At 44.0% G+C, this 22,056-nt stretch carries 15 protein-coding genes; 14 read left to right on the top strand and 1 reads right to left on the bottom strand.

Annotation, left to right across the window (positions count from 1 at the left end):
* The first annotated feature begins 2 nt into the window (after positions 1–2).
* From ACP8HI_RS14265 to ACP8HI_RS14215, 11 genes are all read left to right on the top strand, one after another.
* Positions 3–1,556: a TCP-1/cpn60 chaperonin family protein gene (locus ACP8HI_RS14265; protein ID WP_438346898.1), complete on the top strand. Its 1,554-nt coding sequence runs from the start codon at positions 3–5 to the stop codon at positions 1,554–1,556.
* Between the two features lie 79 nt (positions 1,557–1,635).
* Positions 1,636–2,199, top strand: a complete 564-nt coding sequence (gene grpE, locus ACP8HI_RS14260) for a nucleotide exchange factor GrpE (RefSeq protein ID WP_438346897.1) — start codon at positions 1,636–1,638, stop codon at positions 2,197–2,199.
* 33 nt (positions 2,200–2,232) lie between these two features.
* Positions 2,233–4,071, top strand: coding sequence for a molecular chaperone DnaK (dnaK, locus tag ACP8HI_RS14255; protein ID WP_438346896.1), 1,839 nt, complete (start codon positions 2,233–2,235; stop codon positions 4,069–4,071).
* A gap of 144 nt (positions 4,072–4,215) precedes the next feature.
* Positions 4,216–5,337, top strand: coding sequence for a molecular chaperone DnaJ (gene dnaJ / locus ACP8HI_RS14250; RefSeq protein WP_438346895.1), 1,122 nt, complete (start codon positions 4,216–4,218; stop codon positions 5,335–5,337).
* A 195-nt stretch (positions 5,338–5,532) separates the two neighbouring features.
* Entirely contained in the window at positions 5,533–6,714 is a 1,182-nt protein-coding gene (locus ACP8HI_RS14245) for an oxalate decarboxylase family bicupin (RefSeq protein ID WP_438346894.1), read from the top strand.
* A gap of 140 nt (positions 6,715–6,854) precedes the next feature.
* Complete coding sequence (locus ACP8HI_RS14240) at positions 6,855–7,040, top strand: YfhD family protein (protein ID WP_438346893.1); 186 nt, start codon at positions 6,855–6,857, stop codon at positions 7,038–7,040.
* A gap of 157 nt (positions 7,041–7,197) precedes the next feature.
* Positions 7,198–8,169 carry a 50S ribosomal protein L11 methyltransferase gene (prmA, locus tag ACP8HI_RS14235; RefSeq protein WP_438346892.1) on the top strand — a complete coding sequence of 324 codons (972 nt, stop codon included), beginning with the start codon at positions 7,198–7,200 and terminating at the stop codon, positions 8,167–8,169.
* 2 nt (positions 8,170–8,171) lie between these two features.
* On the top strand, positions 8,172–8,855 hold the full coding sequence (locus tag ACP8HI_RS14230) for a site-2 protease family protein (protein WP_438346891.1): 684 nt from the start codon (positions 8,172–8,174) through the stop codon (positions 8,853–8,855).
* 28 nt (positions 8,856–8,883) lie between these two features.
* Complete coding sequence (locus tag ACP8HI_RS14225) at positions 8,884–9,648, top strand: 16S rRNA (uracil(1498)-N(3))-methyltransferase (RefSeq protein WP_438346890.1); 765 nt, start codon at positions 8,884–8,886, stop codon at positions 9,646–9,648.
* A gap of 2 nt (positions 9,649–9,650) precedes the next feature.
* Positions 9,651–10,967 carry a tRNA (N(6)-L-threonylcarbamoyladenosine(37)-C(2))-methylthiotransferase MtaB gene (gene mtaB, locus ACP8HI_RS14220; protein ID WP_438346889.1) on the top strand — a complete coding sequence of 439 codons (1,317 nt, stop codon included), beginning with the start codon at positions 9,651–9,653 and terminating at the stop codon, positions 10,965–10,967.
* 119 nt (positions 10,968–11,086) lie between these two features.
* Positions 11,087–11,518 (top strand): NUDIX hydrolase, encoded by a 432-nt coding sequence (locus ACP8HI_RS14215; RefSeq protein WP_438346888.1) that lies wholly within the window; start codon positions 11,087–11,089, stop codon positions 11,516–11,518.
* Positions 11,519–11,521: 3 nt separating this feature from the next.
* Here ACP8HI_RS14215 and ACP8HI_RS14210 read toward each other — a convergent pair whose 3' ends face one another.
* Entirely contained in the window at positions 11,522–12,499 is a 978-nt protein-coding gene (locus ACP8HI_RS14210; RefSeq protein ID WP_438346887.1) for a Na/Pi cotransporter family protein, read from the bottom strand.
* Between the two features lie 318 nt (positions 12,500–12,817).
* Between ACP8HI_RS14210 and ACP8HI_RS14205 the strand changes: the two genes are divergently transcribed.
* The 3 genes from ACP8HI_RS14205 (at position 12,818) to addA (ending at position 22,051) form a co-directional block, all read left to right on the top strand.
* Positions 12,818–14,191 carry a class I SAM-dependent rRNA methyltransferase gene (locus ACP8HI_RS14205; RefSeq protein ID WP_438346886.1) on the top strand — a complete coding sequence of 458 codons (1,374 nt, stop codon included), beginning with the start codon at positions 12,818–12,820 and terminating at the stop codon, positions 14,189–14,191.
* A 433-nt stretch (positions 14,192–14,624) separates the two neighbouring features.
* Entirely contained in the window at positions 14,625–18,149 is a 3,525-nt protein-coding gene (gene addB / locus ACP8HI_RS14200) for a helicase-exonuclease AddAB subunit AddB (protein ID WP_438346885.1), read from the top strand.
* On the top strand, positions 18,107–22,051 hold the full coding sequence (gene addA / locus ACP8HI_RS14195) for a helicase-exonuclease AddAB subunit AddA (RefSeq protein WP_438346884.1): 3,945 nt from the start codon (positions 18,107–18,109) through the stop codon (positions 22,049–22,051). Before addB ends, addA begins: the two co-directional genes overlap by 43 nt.
* The last annotated feature ends 5 nt before the right edge of the window (positions 22,052–22,056 follow it).

The raw sequence follows: 22,056 nt of genomic DNA, 5'->3' as shown, positions 1-22,056 counted from the left end.
AGATGAGTCAAGGACAGCAATCACTTCGTGAGGGTGAGGAGCACTACTCGACCTTGCTTAATAATAGTAATGCAGTCCGCGCCATTACTTCTGCGGTGGAGGGTACATTAGGTCCAAAGGGACTGGATGTTATGCTTGTCGGTTCCAGAGGAGAAGTAATCATTACCAATGATGGCGTTACTATTTTGGACAGAATAGATGTAAGTCATCCTGCGGCCAGTCTACTCATTCAAGTGGCAAGATCACAGCAAAGAAAAGTCGGAGACGGCACGACTTCGGCGATTGTGCTAGCAGGTGCGCTGGTACAAGAAGGTGTTGTACAGATTATGAAGGGAGTTCCAGCTTCCAAAGTAGTCTCTGGTATGCAACAAGGCATTGAGTTTGCGATACAATCATTACAACGTCGAACGAGAATGATCCAAGGACTTCATGATCCCTTATTGGAAAAGACTGCTTATGTAGCAGGTCGAGAACGCAGAGATATTGTGAAGCTTGTGATGGATGCTGCTTCCAAAGTGGGTGTGGAACGAATGAAGGAACCCACATTTAATTTAGCAAATTGTGTGATCGCGATTGAGAAAGCTGACAATGAAGTATACGAAGGATTGTTGTTGCGTCAGAAACCTTTGCATTCTCGAGGGAACCAGGTGCTGAAGGATGTCCGAATACTAGTTCTTCAAGATGCGCTGGAGCCTGAGTCTCTAGATGAAGAAGTGTTAACCACAGAGGCTGGATTTGCGCGCTATATGGATCTGCGTGAGCAGTTCGGTAGAGAATTACTAAGCATACATGAGATCGGAGTAGGTGTGATTCTATTAGAACGTGGCATTCATCCTGATGCTGAACAGTTCTGTATTGATCATGGTATACTAGTCATTCAGAGAGTGAGCCGAGTCGATATCAACCGTGTATGTGAGATGACGAGGGCTGTTCCAGTTAGACGTACAGCGCTACATAAGAGTTCTGAACAACTACGGCTTGTATTAGGATTCTCTCCTCAGGTAGCTTATGATGAGGAACTCGAGCGTGTCCGTATGCAATCTCAAGCTAATAGCCAAGGACCATTCGTTACTGTGGTGGTAGGAGCTAGTACAGCTGAAGTGGTGGGAGAATCAGCACGGATCGCAGGAGATGCGGCGTCAGCCTTACAGGCTGCCGTATCAGGAGGCGTGCTGCCTGGTGGAGGTACCACTGAATTGGCCATTTCCTATGAGCTAGAGCGTCAGCGAGAAACAGTCACGGGGATGGAAGCTTTTGGAGTTGCTGCTGTTGCAGCAGCACTTAGGAAGCCTATGTCTCAAATATTGTTGAATGCTGGCTATAATCCTCTTGAGAAATTAGAGGAAGCACGTGCAGCTCAGATTACAGAAAATTGCGATAGTATGGGGATTGATTGCGATACAGGTCACGTTATTAATTATGAGCTTGAGGGAATTGTTGATCCTGCCCTCGTCAAGTCCCATGGGCTGAAAGCTGCTGGTGAAGTCGCAATGGCAGTACTTCGTATTCATAATGTGATTAAGATGAGGGAAGAGGATGGACGGTTAAATGATTAGGAATACCGAACTCCTCATTGAACTCGTATAACATAATCAAGTGATTTTATTTAAACTAGGTTAAGGAGGTGGAGACACCATGAAAGAGGAACAACAAGAAATAAATAATGTTTCAGAAGAAATAGAGACAGACATCGTGGAAGAAGTGAATCAGCAACAATCAACGTCTTCGCTTGAACAAGAACCAGCTTTGCTAACTGAGCTAGAGCGACTACAAGCACTTGCGGATGAGAATCAACAACGTGTTTTGCGTGCACAAGCTGATTTCGACAATTATCGTAAACGTACACAGAAAGAGAAGGAAGATTCGGCTAAATATGCTTCTATTAGGCTAATCACGGAACTATTGCCGATCATGGATAACTTTGAACGAGCATTTTCAGTTGATGTTGCAAATGAGCAAGTGGAGTCTTTTTCAAAAGGGATGGATATGATCTTCCGTCAATTGGAAAGTACCTTACAGGCTGAAGGATTAGTTGCTATGGAAAGTGTGGGACAGCCATTTAATCCGGAATTTCATCAGGCGATCATGAAAGTGGAAAGTGACCTTTATCCAGAGGGAACCGTTGTTGAAGAAGTTCAAAAAGGCTATATGTTGAAGGATAAGCTCCTTCGCCCAGCGATGGTTAAAGTTAGTGAATAATTGAGCTTTATATATAAAAGGAGGAATTTTAAGATGAGTAAAGTAATCGGGATTGACCTAGGTACAACGAATTCTTGTGTAGCAGTTATGGAAGGCGGCGAGGCCGTTGTTATTCCTAACCCAGAAGGTGCACGGACAACACCATCGATTGTAGGTTTTAAGAAAGATGGCGAGCGTATTGTTGGTGAAACAGCGAAACGTCAATCCATTACGAACCCAGATCGTACGATTATGTCAATTAAACGCCATATTGGTACGGATCACAAAGAGAAAATTGATGATAAAGATTATACAGCACAAGAGATTTCCGCTATTATTCTTCAAAAGTTAAAATCAGATGCAGAAGCATATCTAGGACAAACGGTTACTCAAGCCGTTATTACGGTTCCTGCCTATTTCAACGATAGTCAACGTCAAGCTACTAAAGATGCTGGTAAAATTGCGGGTCTAGAAGTTCTACGTATTGTTAATGAGCCAACAGCAGCGGCACTTGCATATGGCATGGAAAAGTCTGAAGACCACACGATTCTTGTGTATGACCTTGGTGGTGGTACATTTGACGTATCCATTCTTGAACTAGGCGATGGATTCTTTGAAGTAAAAGCAACAAGTGGAGATAACCGTCTTGGTGGGGATGACTTTGACCAATTGGTTATTGATTACCTCGTAAGTGAATTCAAAAAGGATCAAGGAATTGATCTGAGTAAGGACAAATCGGCTGTTCAACGCTTGAAGGATGCTGCAGAAAAAGCGAAAAAGGAATTGTCTGGCGTGTTGACTACAACGATCTCCTTGCCGTTTATTACTGTAGTTGATGGGGTTCCACAACATTTAGAAATTAACCTAACTCGCGCTAAATTCGATGAATTAACAAATTCTTTGGTTGAGCGTACGCTTGGACCTACTCGTCAAGCGCTAAGTGACGCGGGTATGACTCCGAATGATATAGATAAAATTGTTCTTGTTGGTGGATCTACACGTATTCCTGCTGTTCAGGATGCCATTAAGAAGTTGACAGGTAAAGATCCTCACAAAGGGGTTAACCCTGATGAAGTTGTTGCTCTTGGAGCAGCAGTTCAAGCCGGAGTTCTGACAGGTGAAGTGAAAGACGTTGTTCTACTTGATGTAACTCCATTGTCCCTAGGTATTGAAACTGCGGGTGGTGTATTTACGAAGATGATCGAACGTAACACTACGATCCCTACAAGTAAATCACAAGTATTCTCAACTTATGCAGATAACCAACCAAGTGTTGAAATCCACGTCTTGCAAGGTGAGCGCCAAATGGCAGCAGGTAATAAGACACTTGGACGCTTCATGCTAGGTGAGATTCCTCCAGCACAACGTGGTATACCGCAAATCGAAGTTACATTTGATATTGATGCGAACGGGATTGTTAACGTAGCTGCAACAGATAAAGGTACGAATAAGAGCCAAAAAATTACGATCACATCTTCAAGCGGTTTGAGTGATGAAGAAGTGGAACGTATGATGAAAGATGCTGAAGAGCATGCCGAAGAGGATCGTCAACGTAAAGAAATGATTGAAGCGAAGAATAATGCTGACCAACTTGTATATTCGACGGATAAAGTCATTAAGGATCTAGGCGAGAAGATCGATGCATCTGAAATCGAAAAAGCTGAAGCAGCCAAAGAAAAAGTGAAAACGGCTTTGGAAACAGATAACCTTGAAGAAATTAACAAGGCGGCTGAAGAGTTGACAGAGATCGTTCAACAATTGTCAATGAAGTTGTACGAGCAAGCTGCAGAAGCAGAACAAGGTGCTGAAGGTTCAGCTAATGACGGAGCGAAGAAAGATAATGTTGTGGACGCAGACTATGAGGTTGTTGACGAAGATAAGAAACAAGAGTAACCTATAGAAGGTTTCCTTCATAAGAAGTGTTTGGAGGAGAAAAGGGAAGGTCAAAGCCGGGGCATCCCATGCTTTGGCTTTCTCTTTGCGAAAATAGGATTGTAAGTATGGATAAGATAACAGAGATGTTGTGGGGGTGGCAGAGTGGCTGGAAAGCGCGATTACTACGAAGTGCTCGGTGTCAGTAAAGACGCATCGGATGAAGAGATTAAGAAGGCGTATCGTAAACAAGCACGAACATATCACCCGGATGTAAACAAGGCCGATGATGCTGAGTCCAAATTTAAGGAAGTTAAGGAAGCTTACGATGTTCTTAGTGATGGACAGAAGAAAGCGGGATATGATCAGTATGGACATGTTGATCCAAATCAGGGAATGGGCGGTGGCTCCTCTGGCGGTGGTGATTTTGGAGGCATGGGTGATATATTCGATATGTTCTTCGGAGGTGGCGGAAGACGGGACCCGAATGCGCCACAACGGGGAAATGATCTGCAGTATACAATGACGATCGAATTTAAAGAAGCTGTATTTGGTAAAGAAAGTGATATTACTATTCCACGTACAGAGTCTTGTGATACATGTTTTGGTTCTGGAGCTAAACCGGGTACGAAACCCCATACCTGTCATACATGTCATGGTAGTGGACAGGAAGAAGTTATTCAGAATACACCATTTGGACGTATGGCTAATCGCCGTAGCTGTTCGACATGTAGTGGTACTGGTAAGATTATTAAGGAACGTTGTGGAAGTTGCCATGGGCAAGGGAAAGTTAAGAAACAACGTAAGATTCATGTTAAGATCCCTGCAGGTGTAGATGATGGAGCACAATTGCGCATGACAGGTGAAGGAGAAGGCGGATTACGTGGAGGTCCTTCAGGAGATCTATATATTGTCATTCGCGTGAAAGCTCACGATTTCTTCGAACGTGAAGGGGATGATATTTACTGCGAGATCCCATTAACCTTTGCTCAAGTAGCATTGGGAGATGAGGTTGAAGTTCCGACATTGACGGAAAAGATAAAGTTGAAGATTCCGGCAGGTACTCAGACAGGGACGTTCTTCCGTCTTAGAGGTAAGGGTGTACCTCGTCTTCGCGGCATTGGCCAAGGCGATCAACATGTTAAAGTGGTCGTTATTACACCAAGTAATCTAAATGATGAGCAAAAGGTACTTCTTCGACAAATTGCCTCTTTAGATGGAGAAAAGACACATGAGCATGAACAATCCTTTTTTGATCGCGTGAAGAAAGCTTTCCGTGGAGATTGATTGTTTCATTCTCTGAGGTGATACTCACTTTTCTTAAAAAGAGACTATTGAATAAAAATGGTAGGCTAAGGTGATCCTTAGTCTGCCGTTTTTTTATTTCTGACAAGGTCATACGAACGGAACCTATGTCATAAATTACTTGAATGAGGATAGAGAAATATCCTTGTAACAATCCAAATGAGAGGAGTATGTCTCATGGAAAACCGACCTTGGACTCATGCCACGAATGTACATGTGCCACAGCCTATAAGGAAAAATGGTGCCGGAGCGACAGATTTAGGTCCTCGGGACGTTATGCGGGATATTGAGAATCCTGACATGCTGGTTCCACCGGTTACTGACGCAGGTTTGATACCTAACTTGAAATTTTCATTCTCGGATACTCATATGCAATTAAATCACGGGGGATGGTCGCGGGAGGTCACCATAAGGGAACTACCGATTGCAACCACGCTTGCGGGCGTTAATATGCGCTTGACGCCGGGTGGTGTGCGTGAGCTTCACTGGCATCAGCAAGCAGAATGGGCATATATGCTATTAGGGCGGGCGCGCATAACCTCAGTCGATCAGGAAGGACGAAATTTCATTGCCGACGTCGGTCCGGGCGACCTCTGGTACTTTCCCGCAGGAATTCCACATTCAATTCAAGGGCTGGAAGAAGGTTGCGAATTTCTGCTCGTCTTCGATGATGGTCATTTTTCGGACCTGAATACCTTATCCATTTCCGATTGGTTTGCGCATACACCAAAAGATGTGCTGTCAGCCAATTTCGGCGTACCTGAGAGTGCCTTTAAGAGTATTCCTTCAGAGCAGGTCTATATCTTTCAAGACAATGTTCCAGGTTCGCTGGAAAGCCAGAAAGTTCAGTCTCCTTACGGGACAATACCTCAAAGTTTCAAGCACCAGTTGCTAGCGCAAACACCAATTAAGACACCTGGCGGAAGCGTACGAATCGTGGATTCTTCTAACTTTCCTATTTCAAAAACCATCGCTGCTGCGCTGGTTGAGATTGAACCGGGTGCAATGCGAGAACTTCATTGGCATCCTAATAACGACGAGTGGCAATATTATCTTACTGGACAAGGGCGGATGACGGTATTTGCGGGAAACGGTACGGCACGTACATTTGATTATAGAGCCGGTGATGTTGGTTATGTACCTTATGCTTTCGGGCACTATATTCAGAATACAGGTAACCAAACGTTGTGGTTTTTGGAGATGTTCAAGAGCGATCGATTTGTCGATATATCGTTAAATCAATGGATGGCTCTTACTCCTCGAGATCTGATTCGAGATAATTTACACATCGGACAGGAATTGCAGGACGCGCTGCGAAAGGAGAAAGTACCGGTCGTTAAATATACAAGTACTCCCTAAGCATTTAAACAGGGGGAAGTCGTCTAGATCGATGTAATTGAACGATTTATGGATGTCTTTTTTTGCAACTAGTAACGACGCATAAAAAAAGGACGAAGCGGCAACCTACCAATATGCTATTTCAGGGAGGGATAAATAAGATGACTAGAAGTAAGCGTAACAATAATATCATAACAAAGACTGGGAAGACGACTGAGCTCATGTCAATGAAAGAGGAAGATGTCGAGTTTTCCTCACTCGATGCTGATACGGAGGATATAGAAGCTCAAGTACGAAGTAAGGAAGCAGATGAACGGCAGTTACAAAAAATGAAGCCTTCGATGTAACTATTATCCTCATTTCATGATGTCATATAAAGCAGGCTATGCTGTCCGAATAAGGATGGCGTAGCCTTTTACTATATATGTCATATTTTTTTGTACACCGATCTCTTTGTATAGTACAATGATAATTATGCATAGGTATGAGGGGGATAAGAACAACATGTTATGGCACGAATTTACGATAGAAACTACGGAAGAATCAATTGAAATGATTTCTAATTTCCTGCATGAAGCAGGAGCTGGTGGTGTATCCATTGAAGAATCCGGAACGCTCAATAAAGTAAGAGATACGAAATATGGTGAGCTCTATGATGAACCTTTGAATGACATTCCCGAAGGTCAGGCAGTGATTAAAGGCTATTTCTCCGTGGATATGGAGATGGACAATGTTGTTCCTATATTGAAGCAGCGGGTCGATGAGCTGAGTCAGTATGATATAGACACTGGTGAAGTTCGCTATGAGTTAAAGTTAATTGATGAAGATGAATGGGCTAATGCTTGGAAACAATATTTCAAGCCGATACGTGTCTCTAAGAGCCTAACCATTAAGCCGACATGGGAAGAGTATACCCCTGAATCTGAAGGGGAAAAGCTTATTCATTTGGATCCTGGGATGGCGTTTGGTACGGGTACTCATCCGACCACATCTCTTTGTTTACGTACATTAGAGGACGTCATTCAGGGCGGAGAAGAGATTATTGATGTTGGAACAGGATCGGGAATATTAGCGATTGGTGCAATTCTTCTGGGAGCAAAGCATGTCTTAGCTGTTGACCTAGATCCAGTAGCAGTACATAGTGCGAAGGAGAATGCAGCCTTCAATGGGATGGAAGGTAGCATAACGGTTAAAGAAAGCGACCTCCTATCTGTATTCAAACATCAAGAAGAGGGTGTGAACTTGGGTGTGACCGTGCCTGTTGATATGGTTGTCGCGAATATATTAGCAGAGGTTATTCTGTTGCTTATTGATGATGTGTATCAAGTGTTACAACCAGGGGGTATTTTTATAACATCAGGGATATATAAAAATAAAGAACTTGTTGTTCAAGAGGCGCTTAAAGCATCCAACTTTGAAATCATCGATGTAAATCGTGAGGAAGAATGGATTGCCTTCGTGGCTAGAAAGAGGTAAGTATGGATTTTCTAAATAAAATATTGATTTACCCGATCGACAAAATGCCGTTTTTCTTGATTGCTATCGTGTTAGCATTTACGGTGCATGAGTTCTCGCACGCTTACTTCGCTAACAAATTCGGCGATCCTACGGCCAAATTATTGGGACGTGTAACGTTAAATCCAACCGTACATTTTGACTTGTTTGGAATTATATTGTTACTTGTTGCAGGCTTTGGTTGGGCGAGACCCGTACCAGTGAATCGTGACAATTTCGAACGACCACGTCTAATGGGTGCAATTGTTTCATTAGCAGGACCGTTGAGTAATTTCGTGCTCGGCGTATTGGGGGCACTCGTCTATGCAGGACTAATTCAATTTGACGTATTAGGTTCAATTACGAATTTGAAACTAGCTGAGGCGATTGCGACCACGTTTTATTTTATTATTATTATGAACTTCTTTCTGTGTCTATTTAATCTTATCCCATTACCTCCATTGGATGGATACCGGATACTAGAAGATGTGGTTCCGCGTGAAGCTAGAGGTAAGATGAAGCAGTTTGAACAGTGGTCCCTGTTAATTTTTCTATTGATATTGTTCATTCCGGGGCTACGGGAATATACGATAACCCCACTTTATGGAGCTGCTCAGTCGATGTATTTGAGCTTTATTAAAATGTTCATGGTTATGTTTGGAGGTTAATTACGTAAGGATAGGATGCTGATAAGCGATGCAACGATATTTCATATCTGTGGAACAATTCAGGGAAAACACCGTGGAAATTACAGGTGAAGATGCACGTCATATTACGAGAGTAATGAGGGGGAAAGCAGGAGATAAGATCATTGTAAGTGATGGTCTATCCCGTGAAGCGGTGGTTGAGCTGGAGTCATTAGAGCAAGGTTTAGTTACTGCTAATATTGTTGAGCATCTCGACATGTTACAAGAAGCACGTGTGAAGGTCACATTGGCGCAGAGCCTTCCCAAAGGGGATAAGATGGAGACCGTTATACAGAAATGCACAGAGATTGGGGCTGTGTCATTTGTACCCTTTCTATCGGAACGTACGATTGTCCAATATGATGCTAAGAAGGAAGAGAAGCGTCTAGAACGGTGGCGGAAGATTTGTAAAGAAGCGGCGGAGCAAAGTCATCGCAATATTGTTCCAGCGATAGAACCACCTCTAACATGGTCGCAGCTGATGAAGTCATTTACGCTATATGATGCTGTATATTTTTGCTATGAGAAAGAGCAGGGATCACAACTTCGAGATGCACTGCTACCTTTTATACAAAGTGTTGAAGCAAGTAGTACGCCTAATGTGTTACTCGTTGTTGGGCCAGAAGGTGGATTCAGTGAAGGGGAATGCCGTAAAGCGGAGGAAGCGGGAGCAGTCAGCGTAGGACTAGGTCGTCGCATTCTACGCTGTGAGACCGCGGGTATGGTTGCCCTTTCTTGCATATTATACGATTTTGGTGAAATGGGAGGAGTTTAAGAATGCCATCCATAGCATTTTATACATTAGGATGTAAAGTCAATTTTTATGATACGGAAGCCATCTGGCAACTTTTTAAAGATGAAGGATACGAGCAGGTTGATTACGAACAGACGGCCGATGTGTATTTAATTAATACATGTACCGTTACGAACACAGGGGACAAGAAGAGTCGGCAAATTATTCGTCGCGCAGTTCGCCGCAATCCGAATGCAATAATCGCTGTTACGGGCTGTTACGCTCAGACATCACCAGCAGAGATCATGGATATTCCAGGTGTGGATCTCGTCATTGGGACGCAGGATCGTGATAAAATAATTCCTTTTGTGAAAGAAATTCAGGAATCGCGTGAGCCCATTAATGCCGTTCATAATATTATGAAGAATCGGGTATTTGAGGAAATGGACGTTCCCGATTTTACCGATCGCACGCGTGCTTTCCTCAAAATTCAAGACGGTTGTAACAATTTCTGTACATTCTGTATTATACCGTGGTCACGGGGCTTATCACGTAGTAGGGATCCGCAGAATATTATTAAACAGGCTCATCAGTTAGTGGAAGCTGGTTATAAGGAAATGGTCTTAACAGGGATTCATACCGGTGGTTATGGCGATGATCTTGAACAGTATGATTTATCTGATCTATTGATGGATTTAGATAAGGTAGATGGATTAGAACGGATTCGAATCAGTTCCATTGAAGCGAGTCAAATCGATGATAAGATGCTTGATGTTCTGAATCGATCTACGAAAATGTGCCGACATCTTCACATTCCACTTCAAGCTGGAGATGATGAAGTATTGAAACGGATGAGACGTAAATATACAACAGAACAATTTTATAATAAAATGGGACTGATCCGCCAAGCTATGCCGGACGTAGGCATTACAACAGATATTATTGTCGGTTTCCCTGGTGAGAGTCATGAGATGTTCCGTAATGGTTATGATCTGATGAAGGCGATCCAATTCTCAGAAATGCATGTGTTCCCATACTCTAAACGGACAGGCACGCCTGCAGCACGTATGGAGGATCAGGTGGATGAAGAAATCAAGAATGCACGTGTCCACGATCTGATTGATCTATCTGAACAGATGCAGCTTATTTATGCGAATCAGTTTGTTGGGCAAGTTCTTGAGGTCATCCCGGAGGGGGCTCGTAAAGGCTCTGAGGGTTCAGGTAAATTACAGGGATTCAGCGATAACTATTTGCAGGTTATTTTTGATGGGCCAGAGGATCTTCACCGTAAAATATGTCGTGTAGAAATGGTTGAGGCTGGTGTTAACGAGTGCAAAGGGAAGTTGATTAGTGTAAGTTAATAAGTTAGCCGAGATATGGATAAGGATTTCATTTTTCTGTTTGTTAGGAGATGAAATCCTTATATTTTTCGCCGCAAGTGAACCTTTTCTTAATAATATGATATAAAGGGGTCATCAGCATGACACATAAAGAGTTTTCAGCAGGTGGCGTCGTATTTAAGAAAGAGAATGGGGAACTTCATATTCAGCTCATACTGGACCGTTATGGTAAAGTGTCGTTAGCTAAAGGGAAGATGGAGCTGGGAGAGACGATCGAAAAGACAGCCCTACGTGAAATTGAAGAGGAGACCGGTATATTAGGAAGTATTGTCTCCCCTGTGGATATTATTGCGTATACGTACCAGAACCCTGTTCATGGAGAAGTGAATAAAGAAGTACATTATTATCTGGTGGAAGCCAAGGGCGGTCATCTGAAGCCTCAAATTGAGGAGATAAATGAAGTGTCATGGTATACGCCTAAAGATGCTTGGCGTCGACAGCAACAGAGCGGTTATCGTAATAATGATATCATTCTCAGGAAAGCTCTGTCATTGTTAGGGATAAGTGTATAAGTCTTAGGATGGGGAACGGTCGATCCTTCTCCAGATCGGAAGATAACATATTGGAAGTGCTATGAGTGAGCAGAGGATATTAAATATCGTCTGCGAATGGGCAATTTGGCTACCGAGGTCAGTGGATAACCAAGCAGATACATTATGTAATTGTTGAATAAAGGGCATGAATAATGCTGCACCACCTACATTCAGTACGACATGAGTCCAAGCGACAAATTTGCCTGATGGAGAACTACCGGTTGCAGCGATGACAGCAGTGACGCATGTGCCTACATTGGATCCTAAGACAATGGCAATACCTACTTCTACGGGTAGGGCACCAGAACTTGCAAGTCCCATAGCCAGGCCAATTACAGCGGCACTACTATGGATTAGGGCAGTCAGGCAGGCTCCGGCAACGACTCCCCAGAGCACATTCTGAGAAGCGCGTTCGATGAACCATCCGAAGACACCGTAGGAATCTAATGCAGGTCCGATCGATTGCATGACACGGATCCCGAACATGATTAATGCGAACCCGGCTACGATGAGGGATATATATTGAGCAGGCTCGAAGAGATGCTTGAATTGGTGTAATTTCCATGGTGTATAGTCATTTACGATCACAGCAGCACCCCATACTGCGATGGATATGAGGAGTAAAGGGGGAGCCAATTGTCCTAATTGCAAACCCATTAATTCGGTTGTGAGGCAAGTGCCAATGTTACTACCAAGAATGATACCAAGCGTTCTAGCGTAGGTGAGAAGCCCAGCGTTTACGAGGCCTATGGTGATGACCGTAACGGCCGTACTACTCTGTAGAATGCCAGTAATGAATGTACTGAATAGCATACCTTTGAGGGGCGACGACGTTGCCTTGCTTAGAAGAGATGTTAACAAGGGGCCAGCCCAGCGAGATAGAGCGGACTCCATTACTTTCATCCCAAGCAGGAAAATGGCCAAACCGTATAATACAGGGAAGATAATAGCATGGAACATGGATATGATTCTCCTTTTAGAGAGGATGTTCAAAAAGTCATCTTTTGATCACGAAGTATACCAAGAAGCGCATTCGACATCGAATATTGAATTCAGCCGGTCCTTCCGGTGCTCACGTAGGTACTGCCTACGCTCCGCTCCTCAGTCCCTAGCTTCATCCAATCTTCTTGGTGCTGAAAAGCTGACTTTTTGAACTTGCATTTTTGCGGTTCTTGTCCTTGAAATAATTATATGTCCGTGGTTGGACAACCATGACAAACATGACAGAACCTGCGGTGACAAGCATCGATACAGGTACATATTAGGGAGTGAAGATGAATGGCATCAGTTATTCTACAACGGAGTCAGAAGAAGAGATTAGAACATGGGCATCCATGGGTGTTCAAAAGTGAAATTGCAACAGTAGAAGGTGACCCAGAAGCGGGTCAGTTAGTTAGCGTACTTAATCATCAGAAGAAGTATCTTGGAACAGGGTATTATAATCCTGCATCGCAAATTACGGTAAGAATCGTATCGTATCGTCCCATTGAATCGATGGATCAGGCTTTCTTTACTGAGCGTTTACAAAATTGCCTTCAGCATCGTGAACGGTTTACCCCAGGCGAGACGGCTTATAGATTGGTCTATGGTGAAGCAGATTTTCTACCTGGATTGATTGTGGATCGATTCGGTGATGTACTAGTGATCCAATTGTTGACGCTTGGCATGGACTTGTGCCGCAATGACATCGTGGCATCGTTGATTGAAGTCATGCATCCCGAAGGAATATATGAGCGTAGTGACGTATCTGTCCGTGAATTGGAAGGTATGGAACAAGTGAAGGGACCATTGTATGGAGAATGTCCACGTCATGTGAACGTTCGCGAGAACGGCTTGGACATTGTCGTAGATATCGTAGAAGGTCAGAAGACGGGATATTTCTTCGATCAGCGTGAGAATCGTGCTTCTATTGAACCTTTGATGACCGGGTGGGGTGGAAGAAGTGGCATCGCTTTGCAGGATGTTGAGCAAGATGGCATGATTAAGAATCTACCTGTGAACAAAAGTGGCGGTATAGTTACATTCCCTTACTGGGATGGAGCTACGGTACTGGAATGCTTCTCTCATACAGGAAGTTTCACATTGCACGCTTGTAAATATGGAGCAAAGAAGGTCACTTGCCTAGATATTTCTCAGCATGCCATTGAAAGTGCTCAAGCTAATGTAGAATTAAACGGGTTTACAGACCGGGTGGAGTTTGTTGTTGACGATGCCTTTCAATATCTTCGTACACAGGTTAAAGGTGTAGAAGAGAGGGTGAAGCGTTCTAATACAGGGACTGGTAAGAATAAGGTTGATACCTCTAAACCGATGACTACTGGTGCAGGTCGAACTTGGGATGTGGTCATCCTTGATCCTCCAGCATTCGCTAAGAATAAGAGTGCCGTACAAGGCGCTTGTCGCGGGTATAAAGATATTAATCTTCATGGAATGAAACTTGTGAATGAAGGGGGATACCTCGTTACAGCAAGTTGTTCCTACCATATGCGTCCTGATTTATTTCTGGAGACCATTCAAGATGCAGCGGCGGATGCGGGTAAAATCCTCCGCCTAATCGAGTGGCGGGCCGCAGGTAAAGATCATCCGCAGATTCTAGGCGTGGATGAGGGTCATTATCTGAAATTCGCTATTTTTGAAGTGCGGAGTAAATAAAATTTGTTATTAGTTCGAGTTCGGATAGGAATAAGCTCTCTTCTGTAAGTGGAAGGGAGCTTATTTTTATTTTTTAAAGGATCAACACTAAAATCAACGCTTGAATATTTCGATAAGATCGGATTGCAGTTGTACTCAACTAACAAACCAAACATACGTTCTTTGAAATAAAGGATATGTTATAATAGTTAATGACTATTATAAAATATAAGAAAGTATAAGTTTCACTTCATACTCCAATTCTTATATTTCGGCAGAGACGGATACCTTAAAGCGATACGAAGTATCGCTAGCATCGGAAGCATAAACTCCTTCAAAAGGACGGAGCAGCCGTTTCTGCTTGATAGAATTTAATAAGTCAGTTTATACGATGAATTGTCAATCCGAGTGTGACAGGATTTGATAATTCATCCTTATATAAAGGAGGCATCCCATGTCGGTTCAATTCCTTATAGGACGTTCGGGAAGTGGTAAAACTACGAATATATTGCAAGATATATCGGCACGAATTAGCCAGAAATCACAAGGTAATCCTATCATCCTGATCGTCCCAGAACAGGGCTCTTTTCAAGCTGAGCATGCGTTGGTGACATCTGGTTCGGTGAGAGGGATTGCGCGTGCGCAGGTGTTAAGCTTTCAGCGTCTGGCTTACCGGGTCATGCAAGAGACGGGTGGGTCGGCACGTGTTGGCATTAGTGAAGAAGGAAAAAGAATGTTGCTCTATAAGATCATACAAAGGCGTAAAGAAGAATTGACTCTGTTCGGTCCATCGGGTGATCAAGTGGGTTTCGTGGGAAGACTAGGTCAACTCTACACCGAGATGAAACGCTATTGTATAGATGCTACGAACGTATCAGAACAGCTCTCATTGATGCAATCTAATGGATTGGGGACTCCGATCTTACGTGACAAGCTAGGAGATATCGTGACGCTTTATCGAGATTTCGAGCAAGAGTTATCTCCTTTATATATGGATAATGAAGATTATTTAATGACATTAGCGGGGGCTATTCCCAGTTCTTCGTACGTGAAGGGCGCGGATATTTGGATTGATGGCTTTCATGGTTTCACACCTCAAGAGTATACGGTGTTGCAGCAATTAATGTCATGCGCATCTTCTGTAACTATCGCACTTACGCTGGATAAAGCTCTGGATCATGGCAAGCTTCCACACGAGTTAGATTTATTTCATCCATCAGCCACAACCTATGTGAAGTTAAAAGGAATGGCTGCAGAATTAGGTGTGGAGTCGTCGGATAGACTACTCAGCTCGGATAACCTTCCGAGATTTGAACATAGCCCAGAGCTTGCGCATCTCGAACAGGGATATGATCGTCGAATTCCTTGGCGTGATTCTGTGCAACAAGAGCATCTTAAGCCTCATGGCATCTCTATTCATGCAGCCGTTAATCGACGTGCAGAAGTTGAGGGAGCACTGCGTGAAATGATTCGCCTCGTTCGTGAGGAAGGTGCTAGATACAGGGAGATGGCTGTCTTTGTGCGGCAATTAGGAGATTATGAGCCTATTATAGGTCCTCTTTGCCGTGATTATGGTGTACCCTTCTTCCTCGATCAGAAGCGGAGTGAGCTACATCATCCCTTGGTGGAGTTTATACGCTCAGCACTTGATATTGTGAAAAGACGTTGGCGGTATGAAGATGTATTTCGCTGTGTCAAGACGGATTTATTGCTGCCATTAGATGGCTCTCTTGATCGTAAAGATATGGATCGATTAGAGAATTACGTTTTAGCTTGTGGGATTCATGGCTACCGCTGGACAGATGGACGCCCATGGAGCGCAACACCAAGTCTCTCACTTGAAGGTGATGCGAATGTGGATCGGGAGAAGAAGGGTGAAGAACTGCTTGAACTGATGGAGCGCTGTCGCGCGGCGATCTGTGGGCCGCTATTTACTTTTGAGAACAGATTAAAGAAAGCTAAGACTGCTCAAGATTTATGTACAGCCGTATATTTGTTGTTGGAAGAGGCGAATGTTCCGCACAAGCTTGATCTTCTGAGTCATGAAGCATTGGAAGCAGGTCAACCAGAGGCTGCCAAAGAGCATCGGCAACTATGGGGAGCGATTCTGGATATACTTGATCAAATGGTCGAATTAATGGGTGATGAGAACATTAGCTTTGATTTGTTTACCGGGATATTAGACACGGGCTTAACGGAGTTGAAATTGTCCCTTATTCCACCTTCCATCGATCAGATCTTAATTGGGAATATGGATCGAACACGTACTAGTGGTGTGAAATATACATTTCTGTTGGGCTTCAATGAAGGTGTTGTTCCTGCGATTCTACAGGAAGATGGCGTACTGACAGAGCAGGAACGACTGTTGTTATCGGATGCCGGGATGGAGCTAGCTCCAAGCATTTCTCGTAAGCTCTTAGATGAAAGATTCCTGATCTACAATGCGTTAACTTCAGCTAGTCAACATATGTGGATATCTTATACGTCCGCTGATGAAGAGGGCAAAGTCCTCTTACCTTCGGAAGTGATTCGACATGTGAAGAAGATGTTCCCATTCCTGAAAGAACAGCCTCTATTGGGGCAACCTCAGGGAGGACAACCGATTGAAGAACAGCTAGACTTTGTAACCAATCCGCAACAGACGTTGAGTCAATTAATAATACAGCTCCAAAAGTGGAAGCAAGGTAGCGATATTCCTGACTTTTGGTGGGAAGCTTACAATTGGTATTTACAGCATGAGCAGTGGCGCGAACCTCTGTTGATGTTACTCCGCTCATTATTTTACGTAAATGAAGCATTGCCATTACACGTGGACACGAGCCGCAAGCTGTACGGAGCCAAAATTCGTACGAGTGTATCAAGAATGGAGAGATTTGTGGCCTGTCCTTTTTCACATTTTGCGTCACATGGCTTAAAGCTAAAAGAACGCCAGATGTATCGGCTAAAGGCGCCTGATATCGGTCAATTATTCCACTCCGCACTAAGTGATATGGCTACACAATTAAAGAATCGAAGCGTTAGCTGGGGGAGTTTAACACCTGAAGAATGCCGACTAGAAGCGGGAATTGCGGTAGATCGCTTGACACCTCTCTTGCAGGGAGAAATCTTATTAAGCTCTAAGCGCTATGGCTATATTTCAAGAAAATTAAAGAATATTGTCGGTAGAGCCTCCATTATTCTTGGTGAACATGCCCGGCGAGGTAACTTTGAACCAGTAGGGCTTGAGCTTGATTTCGGTCCTGGGAAGACGCTACCTCCGCTTACCTTTCCACTGCAGAATGGTTCGATTATGGAAGTTGTAGGTCGAATTGACCGCGTAGATATGGCACAGTCAGAGCAAGGGATGATGCTGAGAGTTATTGATTATAAGTCCAGCCAGAATGATCTAAAGCTACATGAGGTGTATTATGGTCTATCTCTTCAATTGCTAACGTATCTCGATGTATTGTTGACATATTCAGAGGAATGGCTTGGCCGAGTAGCTATACCAGCGGGAACATTATATTTCCATGTGCATGATCCATTATTGCAATCTACGAATGGGATGAATGCAGAGCAAGCAGCAGATGAATTGCTCAAACGTTTCAAAATGAAGGGGCTTTTGCTCGCGGATCGCGATGTTATTGCTCAGATGGATGCAACGTTAGATAAAGGTCATTCTGCGATTCTGCCAGTTGCTTTGAAAGCCGATGGAAGTTTCTACAGCAGTGCAGCGGTGGCAAGCACGGAACAATGGGGAAGTTTATTGTCGTCTGTAAGGAACAATATTATTAAGATTGGAACGCGGATTACAGAAGGTGATGTAAGAATTGAACCTTACCGGATTCAGAATGAGACGGCCTGTACATTTTGTTCTTATAAGCCTGTCTGTCATTTCGATGAAACGATTGAGGGGAGTCACTACCATATCATGGGTAAACCGAACAAAGCACAAGTATGGGACATGCTGTCCAAGACGCAAGGAGGAGATACACCGTGAGCGTATTAGTTAAGCCAGAGGGTAGTATGTGGAGCGATGATCAGTGGAAGGCTATCTCGCTTAGCGGTGATCATATTCTTGTAGCAGCGGCAGCGGGTTCGGGGAAAACAGCCGTGTTGGTAGAAAGAATTATTCGCAAAATTATGAATGAAGAGGAAGGCTTTAGTGTGGATCGGCTACTCGTTGCCACGTTTACCAAGGCAGCAGCGGCTGAAATGCGTCAGCGGATTCGTGAAGCATTGGATAAGGAGCTGGAGAAAGAGCCGGATAACGGACATCTGCGTCGTCAGCTTGCTCTTCTAGGAAGAGCATCGATTACTACACTTCATTCGTTCTGTTTGGAAGTTATTCGTCGCTACTATCAATGGATTCCCTTGGATCCAGGATTCCGCATACTGAATGTGAATGAAGCAGAATTGCTACGTCAGGAAATTCTGGAGCAATTATTTGAGGAGAAGTATGGTGAGGCAGAGGACGGGGGAGTCTTTCTGCGTCTTGCTGACTGGTTCAGCGGTGAACGCAGTGATGATGCTCTGTATCTACTTGTTCAGAAGCTATATGACTTCTCTCGAAGTCACTCTTGGCCGGATGCTTGGTTACGTCAGATGGCGTCTAATTTCTCGATTTCTGATTCCTCAGAGCTAGATGATAGTCCTTGGGTTCATAGTATTGTTAAGGATGCTAAGTTGTCTATTGCTGGAGCGGCAGGATTGCTTCAACAAGCTATATCTTTAGCGATGTTACCTGGAGGACCAGCTCCTTATGTCGATAATTTACGTGATGATTTAGAAATGGTCGAATCCCTTAGAGAATGTCTGGAGGATTTCCCGTGGAATGCTCTTTATGATGCCTTTCAAACCATTTCCTTCGGTAAATTGAAAAGTTGCCGCAAAGATGAGACGGATCCTGATCTACAGGATCGTGTCAAAGAGCTGAGGGACAATGTTAAGAAAATACTGAATGAACTTAAAAATTCCTTGTTCGGTCGCTCGGCAGAAGCTTTCCTGTCAGAGCTTCATGAGGTTGCTCCAGTAATGGAGGAATTATCTGAGGTTGTCATTCTATTTGGTCAGCGTTATCAAGCAGAGAAGAAGTTACGCGGACTTGTCGACTTCAGTGATTTGGAGCATTACTGTTTACAGATCCTACGACATCCAGATTCTTCTATGGATCAACTTCTTCCCTCTGATGCGGCTATTGAATATAAAAGTCACTTCGATGAAGTGTTATTGGATGAATATCAAGATACCAACAGTGTACAGGAGGATATCGTAAGGCTGATTTCCAGAGATACCCCAGGGAATCGCTTCATGGTTGGGGATGTGAAACAAAGTATTTACCGGTTTCGACTAGCGGATCCCGGACTCTTTCTAGATAAATACGGCAGATATGGTGTGGATGAGAACGAAGGAACGGTGATCGACCTTGCTCGTAATTTCCGCAGTAGACGTCAAGTGTTGGATGCGACGAATGTATTGTTCCGACAAATAATGAATGAGAGTGTAGCGGAGATCACTTATAACGAACGTGCTGAATTAGTGTATGGTGCATCATTTCCTAGCAGTTCAGACGGTGTGGAGGAATCTTCTTATACGCCAGAGCTTCTCTTGATTGATCGCGGGAATGGTGGTAGATCAGGCGAAGACGAAGCTTCAGAGAATGAAGAGAACTCCCTTCTTCAAGAAGGCGAATGGGTGGAGATGGAGACGGCTCAACTCGAAGCACGCGCCATCGCTGGGAAGATCAAAGAAATGACAGGTGAAACTGGGGAACCGTTGTTTATTTACGATAAGGAATTAAAAATGATGCGTCCTGTCGTTCATGGCGATATGGTGATCCTTTTACGTTCTGCTTATATTTGGGGACCTCTGATTATGGAGGAACTTCGACAACAGGGGATATCTGCTGATGGGGAACAGAACCAAGGTTACTTCCAGGCTACTGAAGTTGAGATTATGTTGTCCTTGTTGCAGGTGGTAGATAATCCGCTGCAAGATATTCCACTGGCGAGCGTCCTTCGTTCACCCATTGTTGGTTTAACTGAGGAAGAATTAGCTGAAGTTCGCTTGTGTGCGACTGGATCATTCTATGAGGCTATGATAGCGGCTGCGGAGTTAGATTCGGACGAGGGAGCTTCTTCCAATCTCAGAGTGAAATTACGTGAATTCCTTCTTAAAATGGAGGTATGGCGTAATGAAGCGCGTCGTGGCAGTCTAGGAGACTTGATATGGCATATATACAGAGAGACTGGCTATATGGACTGGGTAGGTGGACTTCCTGGCGGGGGGCATCGTCAGAACAATCTAACGGCACTTTACGATAGGGCTGTTCAATATGAACAGACTACAGCATCTAGAGGCTTGTTTCGCTTCTTGACCTTTATCGCCAGACTTCGTGATCATGGTTCGGATTTAGGTAGCCCAGGGGGATCGGATAAGCAAGACAATGCAGTCAGAATCATGACGATTCATAAAAGTAAAGGATTGGAATTTCCAGTCGTATTCTTAGCGGGCATCGCGAAAACTTTCAATCAGCAGGATTTGAGTTCACCCTTCCTGATGCATAAGGATTTGGGATTTGGGCCGAAGTTCGTGGATCAAGAGATGCGAGTAAGTTATCCAACTTTACCGAATCTCGCGATACGTCGTCGATCACAGCAAGAACTGTTGGCTGAGGAGATGCGAGTGCTTTATGTAGGACTAACTCGTCCTAAAGAGAAATTGATACTTGTGGGAACGGCTAAGGATCTTACTAAAAAGGTGTTGTCATGGACTCAGGTTCAGGGCCATCAACCCTATATGCTTCCTGATTATGTGCTATCGAGGAGTCGCAGTTATTTGGATTGGATTGGACCAGCTTTGATCCGTCACCCTGACGCAGAGCTTCTGAGACAGATCGGTGGTGCTACAGAGCCCCCTGCTCCTGCATTGAACGATGATCCATCTGTATGGAGCATAACCGTTCTTTCAGCAGATGAACTTTCACAAGATGTCATGCTGGGTGTAGATGGCGAGAAGGAGATTTCGCAGGATCGTAAGCTGAAGTTGCAAGCCATGTTGAAAAGAGAACCAATACTGCTATCAGCTATCGAAGATATCGATGTATTGTCCACAGCTGGCTCGGCCGGCATCGAGAGTAAGCTGGAGTGGCAATATCCATATGCCATAGCTAGTACGCTTTCAGCTAAAACATCCGTTACAGAGATGAAGAAGATACTCTCTATGCAGGAACTTCCGTCTTTGGATTGGATGGAGGAGAAGAAAATTCAACAAGATTCAACATTACAGCTTCGACGTCCTAAATTTATGGAAAAGAAAAGCATGAGTCCTACTGAGCGGGGAACCGTCTACCATACGCTCATGCAGCATATTCCGTTGCATGCAGGTGAAGTAGATTCTGCGGTAGTGGAAGAAACACTCCGACGACTTACTGAACTGCAGATCGTGACGAAGGAACAGGCAGAAATGATCACTCCAGGGGAAGTGGCTGCCATGTTTCAAAGTGATATTGGAACAAGGCTGCTTGCTGCGAATTGGGTAGAGCGGGAAATGCCCTTCAGTTACGCTCTTTCTGCAGCTGAAGCGCATCAAGGTCTGAATATCATAAAGAGATTATCTGAGCCTGATGAACAGGAATCTTCGGTGACTGCAAGGCAGTTGGAGAATGAAACGGTGTTAATTCAAGGTGTTGTGGATTGTATTTTCAGTGACAATGGTAAGTTGATTCTTGTTGATTACAAGACGGATCGTGTTCTGGAACAGCGAGGTGGAGTGAAGCCACTAGTAGAGCAGTATCGATTCCAACTAGAACTTTATGCTAAAGCGTTGGAGGACATTATGGGTGAGCCAATCAGTGAGATGTGGCTGTACTTCTTCGATGGGTCGCATTGGGCGAAAGTTTAGGGAAG

This window comes from Paenibacillus sp. FA6 (assembly GCF_051550225.1).
Taxonomy (GTDB): domain Bacteria; phylum Bacillota; class Bacilli; order Paenibacillales; family Paenibacillaceae; genus Paenibacillus_AQ.
This window is presented reverse-complemented; position numbering and strand designations above follow the sequence as displayed.